Origin of the sequence: Chryseobacterium carnipullorum (genome assembly GCF_003815695.1) — a bacterium.
In the GTDB taxonomy this organism is placed as follows: Bacteria; Bacteroidota; Bacteroidia; order Flavobacteriales; family Weeksellaceae; genus Chryseobacterium; species Chryseobacterium carnipullorum.
This window is the reverse complement of sequence record NZ_CP033920.1, coordinates 952810-965102: the sequence shown is the minus strand read 5'-3', so window position 1 is coordinate 965102 and position 12293 is coordinate 952810. Positions and strand designations below refer to the sequence as shown.

Sequence of the window (12293 nt, the reverse complement as noted above, 5' to 3'; positions counted from 1 at the left end):
TTACTACATTAAAGAAAACTTTATGCTCTTTAATTCTATTGCTTTTCTCATTTTTCTGCCTGTAATTTTTATTCTGTACTGGTGTGTATGTAATAAAAATTATAAATTCCAGAATATGCTTTTATTAGCGGCCAGTTTCTATTTCTATGGCTGTTGGGATTGGCGTTTTCTGTTTCTTCTTGTGTTTTCTATCCTGCTGGATTATTTTTCAGGTATTCAAATAGAAAACAGTAAGACAAAAAAGCAGGCCACATTCTGGCTTGTCTTAAGTATTACGATCAATCTGGGTTTCTTAGGATTCTTTAAATACTATAATTTTTTCATTGAAAACTTTGCTGAATTATTAAAAACATTTGGTTTTGGGGTCAATATGTGGATTTTAAAAGTGATTTTACCCGTTGGTATCTCATTCTATACTTTCCATGGCTTATCATACGTTATAGATGTTTACAAAAAAAGGATTCCGGCAGAAAGAAATTATGTGGATTATGCTGTTTTTGTAAGCTATTTCCCGTTATTGGTAGCAGGACCTATTGAAAGAGCAACCCATCTTCTTCCACAGATTCAGCGAAAAAGATCTTTTGATTATGAAAAAGCAAAAGATGGGGTAGCACAGATTCTTTGGGGCTTCTTTAAGAAAATGGTCATTGCTGATAATTGCGCACCCATTGTCAATGAAATATTCAATAATTACCATACGGAAAGTGCCAGTAATTTAGTTGTAGGAGCCATTCTTTTCGCTTTCCAGATTTATGGCGATTTCTCGGGATATTCTGACATTGCACTGGGAACGTCCAGATTATTTGGTATCGAATTATTAAAAAACTTTTCATACCCCTATTTTTCCAGAGACATTGCAGAGTTCTGGAGAAGATGGCATATTTCGCTTTCTTCATGGTTCAGAGACTATCTTTATATACCTTTAGGAGGGAGTAAAGGAGGATTGTGGATGAAAATCAGAAATACTTTTATCATCTTTCTGGTAAGCGGTTTCTGGCATGGTGCCAACTGGACTTTTATTATCTGGGGTGGACTAAACGCTCTGTTTTTTCTTCCATTATTAATTGCTGAAAAAAACAGACATAACCTGGAAGTGGTGGCAATGGGAAAAATTATTCCCTCATTCAGGGAGGTTTTTAACATTCTGATGACTTTTGCGTTGACCTGTTTTGCCTGGATTTTTTTTCGCGCAGCAAGTGTTTCTGATGCCATTGGGTATATAAAAGGAATTTTCAGTCAGAGTTTATTTTCATTTCCCACTTCTTTTAACCCGGTTTTATTTGGTCTCATTTTGTTTATGCTTGGAATGGAATGGGCAAACAGAACACAAGACTATGGCCTGAAAATCCAAGAGAAAAAGCCAATTATGAAGGCAGTTATTTACATTGTAGTAGCTTACCTTGTATTGAATTATGCTAATTTCGGGAGTAATGAATTTATATATTTTCAGTTTTAAATGAAAAGATTTCTTTCCATATTATCTTTATTTATAGCCATAATGTTTATTATTGGCTTAATCAAGCTTGCGATAAGTCCCAACAGTAATTATTCTTATCCATTTTTAAGTGCAAAAATGGAATATTTAAAAAAGCATCCCGAATACAATCTTTACTTTATAGGGAGCTCGAAAATTAATAATCAAATTGACTGTAAATTACTTGATGCAAATGTTGAAGGTTTAAAATCATACAACTTAGGAGCAAATGCAAGTTTCAATTTAGAGAATTTCCAAACGCTGGAATATGTCCTTGAAAATCCATCTTTTAAACCGAAATATATTGTTCTTGAACTTCAGGATAAAATAAATATTACCAGATTGAACCTGAAAACAGAAAGAAGTTTTGGTGCTTTTAACTATGAAAATACAATTTTTGCAAGTCAGTTTCAACTGAATAATGACAATTACAAACAGGTTGTTCTGGCTTGGGCTTCATTTGTGCTCAATGTTTTTCATTTTAATAAAAATAGTGATGAAAAAGCTGTTCAGGAAAATTACAATCGTTTTGTTTATGAAGATCAGGGCTTTTCACCGCTTGAATACAGTGTTGTTCCAAGAACTAAAGAAAATCAATTAAAAAGGGTCATTAAAGATAGGCTTGCGGGATATCATGCAGATCATGAAAAGCATGGTTTAAATAGAGCCTTGGTTGAAAAAATCAATGAAATTGCCGGAAAATGTAAAAAAAGAAATATTCAGCTTATCATGTTTATTCCGGGACCGGCAGAACCGGCAGCAAAAAAACTTGAGGTATATAAAGATAAATTCAGTGTTCCTGTCATAAGTCTTGTAGATCCGGATGAATATCCTGAATTTTACCTCTATGAAAACAGATGGGATTATGGACATTTGAATGAAAAAGGTTCTAAAATTTTATCAAATAAATTAGTGCCTTTTCTGAAAAATATTTTGCAAAAAGATATAGAGAAGTAAAAGGGCATAACAAGTGATTTAAAAGTCCTTGATTGCTTTAGTCAAAATGAAATAAATGCTGTTGAACAGCTTTCATGAATGAAGATAAGTCAGATTACCTTTACCCGATTTCTTGCAGCGATAGCCATCGTAATTTCTCATTTTAATAAGGATATGTTTGTCTATAAGACAGATTATATTTCAAGTATATTTCTAAAAGCCAATGTAGGAGTTAGTTATTTTTTCATTCTTTCGGGTTTTATTATGATCGTGGCTTATCATAAGAAAGAAAAAATCGCCTATTTTGACTACTATAAAAACAGATTTGCAAGGATCTATCCGCTATATGTTATGGGGCTGTTACTCTATCTTGTGACGAGATATTTCAACTTCAGTACAGATAAAGTATTTCTGTATCTTTTTGGTTTGCAAAGCTGGATTCCTGGAAAGGCTATGATCTTGAATTTTCCGGGATGGTCTATTTCCGTAGAGTTTTTGTTCTATATGATTTTTCCATTGCTCTATAATTATTTTTATTCCAAAAAAAATAAAAGCATCTGGGTAGCAGCTCTTGTTCTATGGGTCATTACCCAGGTATTTTCCCATCTTTATGAAGCTTCACCATCTTATAAAGGGCCGCATACAGAAAGTCATGAGTTTTTATATTATTTTCCGCTGATGCACGTGAGCGAATTTCTGGTGGGAAATCTTGCAGGACTGTTTTTTGTAAATAATTTTAAACAGAAAAATTATGATATTCCGGTAGTCTTGATCTTTACAGCGATTATGCTTGCCCTGATCTTCATTCCTCTTTTTTATCACAATGGACTCATGGCGTTGCTTTTCATTCCGCTAATTATTTTAATTTCCCGTAATAATGGTGTCGTAACCCAACTTTTTTCACTAAAGCCTCTGGAATATCTTGGTGAAGCAAGTTATGCGGTATATATTACCCATATTCCCATTCTTTATATCCTGAGAGAGTTTCTGAAATGGCAGAAGTATACACTAGATATCAACAGCATATTCTGGATTTACCTGATTTTTCTAATCCTTACTTCCCTACTGTTTTATCAATTTGTTGAAAAACCGCTCAGAGATTATCTTAAAAAACTAAATATCAGATAAAATCTTTATTTTTGTATCAATAAACACAACAGAAAAAAATGAAAAACGTTCCCAAAACATATATTAAGTATATCTGCACTACAAATAAAGGTCGTTCAAAGACCTCTAAAAAGAATAATGGAGATCTGACAGAATTGGTGAACGGTACATTAAGGTTTTAATAAAATAAAAGAATTTATGTACAAAACTTTTTCGGAATTGAAAAAGGAACTCCGCAGAGATATTCCACAGCTTAAGAAGATCAAAGTTGCACTATTAGGTGATACTGCTACACAGTTTCTCAATATTGCTTTGAAAGGAACCGCCATCAATGAAGGTTTTGAGTTTGAAATTTTCGAGGCAGATTTTGGTCAGATTTCAAGACAGATTCTGGATCCCACCTCAGAATATTATGAGTTTAATGCAGATTACACCATTATTTTTGAATCTTCTCATAAACTATTAAGCCAATATTATAAATCCTACGATACACAGCCTTCTTTTGCAGAGCATAAAATATCTTCTATCGAAGATCTTTACCAAAATATACAGAACAGAACCAAAAGCAGGGTGATCTATTGTAATTTTACATCGATTAATAATCAGGTTTTTGGAAATTTTGCCAATAAAGTAGAATCTTCCTTCGTTTTTCAGTTGAATAAGCTTAATTATCTTTTGTCTGCGCAGATTGCCTTTACTCATGATAATTTCTTTATTGCAGACCTGAATTCTATTCAAAATAAATGGGGAAGAGACTTTATGTTTTCACCTAGCATTTATGTCAATACCGAAATGGTGCTTTCACTGGATGCACTGCCCATTGTTGCCCATCACATAGCCGGCATTATTTCCTCTCTGGAAGGGAAGTTTAAAAAATGTCTGATCCTTGATCTTGACAATACAACCTGGGGCGGTATCATTGGTGATGATGGTCTTGAAAAAATCCAGATCGGAAGCCTGGGAATAGGAAAAGCATTCACAGAATTTCAATACTGGATCAAAGCACTTCAGAGAAGAGGAGTTATTCTTGCAGTATGCAGCAAAAATGATGAGGATAAAGCCAAAGAGCCTTTTGAAAAACATCCGGATATGGTCCTTAAACTAGACGATATTGCAGTTTTTGTGGCGAATTGGGATAACAAAGCCGATAATATCAGAAAAATACAGAGTATACTCAATATTGGTTTTGATTCTATGGTGTTTTTGGATGACAATCCTTTTGAAAGAAACATTGTACGTGAAAATCTCCCTGAGGTATACGTTCCCGAATTACCGCAAGATCCGGCTGAATATCTGGAATATCTGTATGGATTGAATCTTTTCGAAACAGCAAGTTTTTCTCAGAATGACGCCGAAAGGACAAAACAGTACCAGGTAGAGGCACAGCGTGCAGTAGATCTGGATAGCTTTACAAATGTGGAAGATTTTCTGAAAAGTATGGGAATGATCTCTGATGTAAAATCTTTTGACAACTTTTCAAAACCCCGGGTTTCCCAGCTAACCCAGCGCTCCAATCAGTTTAATTTGAGAACTATACGATATACGGAGCAGGATATAGACCGTCTGATCCATTCTGAAGAACACTACACTTTTTCATTTACGCTGGAGGATAAATATGGAGATAACGGACTGATTTGCGTGATCATTCTTGAAAAGAAAACTCCTGAGACCCTTTTTATTGATACCTGGCTGATGAGCTGCCGGGTTCTGAAAAGAGGGATGGAGGACTTTACGCTGAATACTATCGTAGAAGCTGCGAAGAAAAATGGCTACAAATATGTTGTCGGAGAATATCTTCCTACAGCCAAAAACCAGATGGTAAAAGACCATTATGAAAGACTGGGATTTGCAGAAGACAATGAGAAATGGGTCCTTGACATAGACCGTTACCAATCTAAACAAGTATATATCAACAATAAATAATAAAATCATATCTAAAAACATTATGAACAAAGATGAAATTTTAGCAAAACTGACAGGAATTTTCCATGATGAACTGGATAACGATGCCATTGTATTAAGTTTTGAAACCACTGCTGAAGATATAGAAGAATGGGATTCTCTTTCTCACATTCAGCTGATTGTAGCTGTGGAAAAAGCTTTTAAAGTACGTTTTACATCCTCGGAAATCCAAAGCTGGAATAATGTAGGAGAAATGATCGACTGTATACTCTCCAAATAATGATACTTCAGGAAAACCAGGCTTTCAAGCATCAGTTTAAAGTAGATGACCATATTTATAATGGTTTTATCTCTGTTTTTGATGACCGTAATTCTCTGCATACCGATGAGGAATTTGCAAAGAATAAAGGATTTCAGTCCAAGGTAATGCACGGCAATATTCTGAATGGTTTCCTTTCTTATTTTGTTGGCGAACTGCTTCCTACAGAAGATGTAATGATTCTTTCGCAGAACATTAATTTCAAGAATCCGGTATACCTGGATGATGTGTTAAATTTTGAAGCGATACTCACAGATCAATCGGAAGCTGTGCAGGTGAATACATTTTCATTTAAGTTCATTAATGCCAGCCTTAAAACGGTTGCTTCCGGTAAAATACAAATCAAAGAATTCTAGTGAAAAAAGTTGTTTTGACCGGAGGTTCATCCGGAATAGGTAAAGAAATCAATGTTTTTCTTTTGGAAAAAGGGTATGAAGTATTATTTACGTACTGTCATTCAGAAAGCTCTGCAAAAGAAATAGAGAATAGGTTTCCCAATGCAAAAGCATTTCATATCGATTTTACTTCCGAAGAACAAATGACAGATTTTCTGGCTGAAATTGAAAATTTTGACCCGGATATTCTGATTAATAATTATTACAGCGGAAGTTTTATAGGCACCTATTTTCATAAGACAGAAGCAGAAAAAATTCTTGAGGATTTTAAGAACAATATACTACCTACTCTTCAGATCACACAGCAATCGATTCATATTTTCCGGAAGAAAAAACTGGGGAGAATTATCAATATTCTTTCTTCGTCTATGGTCGCTCCCGCGATAGGAACATCGGTATATAATTCCAATAAAGCTTATCTGCTTCAGATGAATAAAAGCTGGGCAATTGAAAATGTGAAATTCGGTATTACCTGTAATTCTGTTTCTCCGTCTTTTATCCCGACAGATTTTCATAAGGATATGGATGACAGGATGAAGGAAATGATTGTTTCGGGGTATCCGTTGAAAGATAAACTTGAAGGCGGAGATGTGGCTCATATTATAGAACTTTGCATCAACGGTGGAAAACATTTTAACGGAAACCATCTTTTTGTAGATGCATCCCACTATTAATAAGATTTTAAACAAAGATTAATGCAGTTTACCTCTATTGCTTTTTTTCTATTTTTTACCGGCGTTTTCGGTCTTTACTGGTTCGTATGCAAAAAGAATCTGAAGTTGCAGAATTTTTTGCTGCTGGCTTCCAGCTATATTTTTTATGGATTTTGGGACTGGAGATTTCTGGCTCTTCTGGTTGGAAGTTCTGCAATTACCTATTATTTGGGACCCAAAATTGCTGAGACGCATGGGAAAACAAAGAAAATTTATCTTAATACAGGTTTGGTCCTTGCTATAGGAACCCTGTTTTATTTTAAATATTTTGGATTTTTTATTGATTCCTTTGCTGACCTTTTTGATATTAAAAATAAGATCACGCTTAGCATTATTTTACCACTGGGAATCAGTTTTTATACTTTTAGAATCGTTAGTTATTTTCTTGATATTAAAAATAATAAGCTAAAGCCTGAGACAGATGCTTTGGCTCTTTTCAATTATATTGCGTTCTTTCCGAGTATGACTTCCGGACCTATTGATAAAGGGGGACTTTTGCTCCCCCAGTTAAAAAAAGAAAGGATTTTTAAAGCAGAAGATGGTGCTGATGCTGCAAGACAGATCCTGTACGGAGCATTTAAAAAACTGGTAGTAGCCAATAGTATTACGCCAATTACCCAGGGAATTTTTCAAAACTATGAAGCCCACTCTGGCAGCACAGTGGCGTTTGGTGCTATTCTGTTTCTTTTTGAGCTGTATGCGGATTTTTCAGGATATTCTGATATGGCAGTAGGATTTGCGCGGCTTCTGGGCTTTAAAATCACCAAAAACTTTGCTTTTCCCCTTTTTGCACAGAATATTGCAGAATATTGGAGAAAGTGGCATATATCGCTTACTTCGTGGCTGACAGAATATGTTTTTACACCTTTAGTGATTCAGTTCAGAGATTATGGAAAGAGAGGGCTTATCGCGGCGATTATTCTTAATTTTATACTGATCGGGGCCTGGCATGGACCGAGATTTACATTTGTATTGTTTGGACTGCTTCACGGTCTCTATTATATTCCTTTGATTGTAAAAGATAAGCTAAATAAAAAGAAAAAAATAACAGGCAACTTTCCCACCCTTACAGAATTGGGGAATATATTACTTACAATGGTAATGGTATGTTTTGCACTGGTTCTTTTTGCTGCGCCTGATCTGAAAGCTGCTTTAGGGATGTATGGAAAGATTTTCAGTATTTCACTTTTTTCTGTTCCTCAGTTTATTAAGATTAAAATATTGGGATTAATTGGGATTCTGATTCTGATTGATTGGATGAATAAAGATCAGGAACATGGGCTCGATGTCAAAAGATTAAACCCTTTGGCGAGAAGAGGTTTATATGTTTTTCTTATTTTCTTGATCATGTATTACGGAGTGTTTTCCAACGGAAGTTATATCTACGAACAGTTTTAATATGAGAAATTTTTTATTTAAAATATCGTTCTATATCATTGGAGTAGCAGGAGTTCTGCTATTGCTGGGGTCTTATGCTGATGGCAATACAGACGATAATTATATGCATTTTGCCGTTGAAAAGCCTAAGAATATTATTTTAGGGGATTCAAGAAGTGTTCAGGGGATTGTACCTGATGTTTTGAAACGTAAACTTTCAGTCCCATTTGACAATTTTTCGCTCAATATAGTGCAATCTCCTTACGGACCGATTTATCTTAAAGCTTTAAAAAGAAAACTGAATCCCGATACTAAAAATGGAATTTTTATCCTGACCGTCAATCCATGGAACCTGTCACTCAATAATATTGTAAAGAAGTCAGAGGATTTTCCTGAAGAGAATTCCCCGTTTAAGAATATGTATTTTTACAATATGTCTCCCAATTACGAGTATCTGATTAAAAACTTAGACAAAAGCTGGTTTAGAATTTATCTCGACAGGGAAGAAGTGGGAAGATCAAACACTTTCCTGCATAAAGACGGCTGGATGGAAGTTCAAATTGATATGAACAAAGATTCTGTAGCAGCAAGAACAGCTGAAAAAACAGAGTATTACAGAGCTATGCTGGAGAATTATACGTTGTCCCAGGAACGGATGAAGGCACTCACAGAGATCATAGACTATCTGCAACCCAAAGGGAAGGTGTACCTGGTCCGCATACCGGCTTCTAAGAATATTATTACGCTTGAAAACGGAAGATTTCCTGAATTTAACGGATTAATGAGAGATCTCTCCCATAAAAAGAATATCAAGTTTTATGATTTTTCTGACCACCCGGATGATTTTGTGTATACGGATGGAAATCATATGTACAGAGAATCCAGTAAAATTCTTACTTCAAAAATAGCCGATTCTATAAAAGCTGATGTAAGGAAATCAAAATAAATTATCTCTGAAATTAATATTATAAAGCCCGGAACGTATACTCTTGTAATCTGTCAACAGGTATTTCAGAATCATACCCCATTTCTTCGTTAGCGGGGCGTTAGCGATCTCAAAGCTCCGGTACATCCTGCTGATGTGTTGTTTTACGTTACCAGGTACTTTGTTCTCATCATGAGCCCAGCGGTCAATTTCCTTCCATAAAAGAATCCGGGTACTTGCAGGATTTATTTTTTTGGAATCTACCAGAGTAATTCGGTTATTTTCATGAACCCCTCTTACCGCTACAGCCTCATCAAGAATTCCGGGATAAAGATCAAGATAGAAAGAAAGACGGAAAAGAAATTCGGTATCCTGATGTAGCCTTAAATTGGTCCGGAATAAGATGTCCATTTTTTGTAGTAGTGATTCTTTGCGGATTGTAAGAGCATCAATACTGAAAAGTCCGAAACTTCCCAACATATAAATCTGTCCAAGAAAAACATCTTTTGGACTATGTCTTTCATAAACGGTGGTAAGCTTATCTTCAAATAAGGAATAGTATTGCTCCTTAGCTTTTGCAGAATAATAATGTACCCCCAATGCTCCGTAAACGCCTTCCACTTCGGGTCTTTTGAAAAGTTCCCTTTCTGCATCAAAGCGGTTGGGAAGGAAATAATCATCTGCATCCAGAAAAGCAATGAAATCTCCGGTAGATTTTTCTATTCCCAAATTTCTGCTGGGTCCGGCGCCGTGGTTACCTTTGTCCGGATGCTGATAAAGTCGCACTCTTGTATGCTTTTCGGCAAGTTGAGTGCATACCTGAAGTGCATTATCCGGAGATTTATCTTCTACCAGAATCACTTCATGCACTTCATCAAATTGCAGTGCAGATTCTACGGCCTGAGAAACAAATTCTTCAGCATTGTAAACGGGAATAATTACTGAGATTTTCATTTTTTAATTAAAATTTTCTACGACAAAGATAGTATTCTATCAAGCTTTATAGCTGATTTAGTTTCAAATAGTTAATAATGTATTTTTATGCTAAGGAATTAAAGAATGTTTGAAGTTAATATTATACAACCCTGACCTTATACTTCTGTAATCAATGAACAAAAATTTGATCACCATTTTCCATTTTTTTAATTTGGGTGCTTTGGCTATTTCAAAACTGCGATGCATTCTTTTGACGTGAATTTTAGCTTCTTCAGGAATCTGTTCTTCCGTCTGTACCCAGTTGTATATTTCACTCCATAACAAAGATCTTGAGATAGCCGGATTTATGATATGGGTATCTACTTTTGTGATTCTGTTATGCTCATGTACACCTCTTATCGCAACAGCCTTATCAATACTGCCCGGATAAAGATCAAGATAGTAGGACAGACGCAGCAGAAACTCGGTATCTTCATGAAGCCTCAAATGAGATTTAAAGAGTATCTTCATCTTTTTCATTAAGGATTCTCTCCTCACTGTTAGTGTGTCAATACTGAAAAGCCCAAAAGTTCCCCGCATATGAATCAGTCCGAAAAAGATATCTTTTGGATGATGTTTTTTATAGATCGTGGTTAGCCTGTCCGCGAATAAACGGTAATACTGCTCTTTAGCTTTTTCAGAGTAATACTGCACACCGAGAGCTCCATAGACGCCTTCTACCTCAGGATTTTTAAAAAGTTCTTTTTCTGCAGTAAACCGGTTAGGAAGAAAGTAATCATCAGCATCTAAGAAGGCTAAAAAATCACCGGTTGCTTTCTCCATTCCTAAATTTCTGCTTGGACCCGATCCATGATTACCTTTATCCGGATGCTGGTATAATTTTACTCTTTCATGGTTTTCGGAGAGCTGCCTGCAGATCTGCAGGGCATTATCCGGAGATTGATCCTCTATCAGGATAACTTCGTAAACTTCGTCGAACTGAAGTGCTGATTCTACCGCGTGAGAAACAAAATTCTCCGCATTGTAGACGGGAATGATAACTGAAATTTTCATTTTCATCTTCATCTTTGGAACAATTAAAATAACTTTTGTGTTTTTATAATAGGCTACTTTCGGTCCTATTCAATTTCTTTTCACTACAAAATAAGACAAAAAATTCTGTAACTTCAATGACAATAACCGTTTTTATCGTTAAAAAAGGAATGTGACACAATCCATGGGCTTAATTTCTCTGATATTTATAGCCTGTTTGGATTTTATTGTATTGATTTTCATTGCTTTAAATAAGTAAAGCGATATTTTGTTTTCAGAATTCTCGGATCTTTAACAATTGCCGCAAATAGAGCTGTTGCTTTGGCCGGACCTTCTTTTAAAGAAAGTTCAAAAGCTTTTTTTTGCAGAAAAATATGTCGTTTGGCATCCGGATCTATCCTATTTTTCCTGGACCATTGGTATAAAGAATTCCAGAAAAGAGATTGCCTTTGATTATACTGAGGAGTATATTTGATGATTTTTGTAATCCTATTATCATCATGTATGCCTCTTATAGCCACAGGTTGATCTATAATCCCTGATTTTAAGTGGCAATGATGGGCCAATTTAATAATCAGATCCGAGTCCTGATGGACACGCAATTCCTCGTTAAATTTCAGTTTGTTTTTTTCAAGAGCTGATTTTCTTACAGTCAGAGCATCCAAAGTAAAAAAAGTGCCAAATTTTTTGGGAGTCTGACCTAATAATCCTTTAAAAACTTCTTGTCCTTCCGCCGGATAATTTACCGTCAATAAATATTCGTCATTGATATTTGATAAAAAGTCTTCTTCGCCTTTTTCAGTCAGGAATTCTGTTCCGATTGCATTAAAAACGCCTTCGATTCTAGGATCTTTAAAAAGCACTCTTTCTGCATCAAATCTGTTGGGAAGAAAGTAATCATCAGCATCAAGAAACGCAATGAAATCACTAGAGGATTTTTCAATTCCGAGATTTCTGCTGGATCCGGCACCATGATTGCCTTGATCCGGATGCTGGAATAGCTTGACCCTATCATATTTCAGGCTAAGTTCCCTGCATATCATCAGCGCATTGTCCGGAGATTGATCTTCTATCAGAATCACTTCTTCTACTTCACGAAACTGCAGAGCAGATTCTACGGCTTTAGAAACATACTTTTCTGCATTATATACAGGAATGATCACAGATATTTTCATTG

12 protein-coding genes are annotated in these 12293 nt (G+C 35.4%); 9 read left to right on the top strand and 3 right to left on the bottom strand.

Annotation, left to right across the window (positions count from 1 at the left end; translation table 11 throughout):
• The first annotated feature begins 22 nt into the window (after window positions 1-22).
• The 9 genes from EG346_RS04540 to EG346_RS04500 all read left to right on the top strand — a co-directional run bounded on the left by EG346_RS04540 (window position 23) and on the right by EG346_RS04500 (window position 9169).
• Window positions 23-1456, top strand: a complete 1434-nt coding sequence (locus EG346_RS04540; protein ID WP_123877131.1) for an MBOAT family O-acyltransferase — start codon at window positions 23-25, stop codon at window positions 1454-1456.
• 117 nt (window positions 1457-1573) lie between these two features.
• The gene (locus EG346_RS04535; RefSeq protein ID WP_123877130.1) at window positions 1574-2431 is read left to right on the top strand and encodes a hypothetical protein; all 858 of its coding nucleotides are present in this window, start codon (window positions 1574-1576) and stop codon (window positions 2429-2431) included.
• Between the two features lie 78 nt (window positions 2432-2509).
• A complete protein-coding gene (locus EG346_RS04530; RefSeq protein ID WP_123877129.1) occupies window positions 2510-3538 on the top strand; it encodes an acyltransferase family protein in 1029 nt (342 codons plus the stop codon).
• A gap of 177 nt (window positions 3539-3715) precedes the next feature.
• Entirely contained in the window at window positions 3716-5440 is a 1725-nt protein-coding gene (locus tag EG346_RS04525) for an HAD-IIIC family phosphatase (protein WP_123877128.1), read from the top strand.
• A gap of 22 nt (window positions 5441-5462) precedes the next feature.
• Window positions 5463-5699, top strand: a complete 237-nt coding sequence (locus tag EG346_RS04520; protein ID WP_073330362.1) for an acyl carrier protein — start codon at window positions 5463-5465, stop codon at window positions 5697-5699.
• Window positions 5699-6094, top strand: coding sequence for a MaoC/PaaZ C-terminal domain-containing protein (locus tag EG346_RS04515; RefSeq protein WP_073330360.1), 396 nt, complete (start codon window positions 5699-5701; stop codon window positions 6092-6094). The genes EG346_RS04520 and EG346_RS04515 overlap by 1 nt, the downstream gene beginning before the upstream one ends.
• Window positions 6094-6807, top strand: coding sequence for an SDR family oxidoreductase (locus tag EG346_RS04510; protein ID WP_073330357.1), 714 nt, complete (start codon window positions 6094-6096; stop codon window positions 6805-6807). Before EG346_RS04515 ends, EG346_RS04510 begins: the two co-directional genes overlap by 1 nt.
• A 21-nt stretch (window positions 6808-6828) precedes the next feature.
• Window positions 6829-8244: an MBOAT family O-acyltransferase gene (locus EG346_RS04505; protein ID WP_123877127.1), complete on the top strand. Its 1416-nt coding sequence runs from the start codon at window positions 6829-6831 to the stop codon at window positions 8242-8244.
• A 1-nt stretch (window position 8245) separates the two neighbouring features.
• A complete protein-coding gene (locus EG346_RS04500; RefSeq protein WP_123877126.1) occupies window positions 8246-9169 on the top strand; it encodes an SGNH/GDSL hydrolase family protein in 924 nt (307 codons plus the stop codon).
• Here EG346_RS04500 and EG346_RS04495 read toward each other — a convergent pair.
• The 3 genes from EG346_RS04495 to EG346_RS04485 all read right to left on the bottom strand — a co-directional run bounded on the left by EG346_RS04495 (window position 9161) and on the right by EG346_RS04485 (window position 12291).
• Window positions 9161-10102, bottom strand: a complete 942-nt coding sequence (locus EG346_RS04495; RefSeq protein ID WP_123877125.1) for a glycosyltransferase family 2 protein — start codon at window positions 10100-10102, stop codon at window positions 9161-9163. The genes EG346_RS04500 and EG346_RS04495 overlap by 9 nt on opposite strands.
• Before the next feature lie 90 nt (window positions 10103-10192).
• Window positions 10193-11137, bottom strand: coding sequence for a glycosyltransferase family 2 protein (locus EG346_RS04490; RefSeq protein ID WP_123877124.1), 945 nt, complete (start codon window positions 11135-11137; stop codon window positions 10193-10195).
• Between the two features lie 218 nt (window positions 11138-11355).
• Entirely contained in the window at window positions 11356-12291 is a 936-nt protein-coding gene (locus EG346_RS04485; protein WP_123877123.1) for a glycosyltransferase family 2 protein, read from the bottom strand.
• Between the last annotated feature and the right edge of the window lie 2 nt (window positions 12292-12293).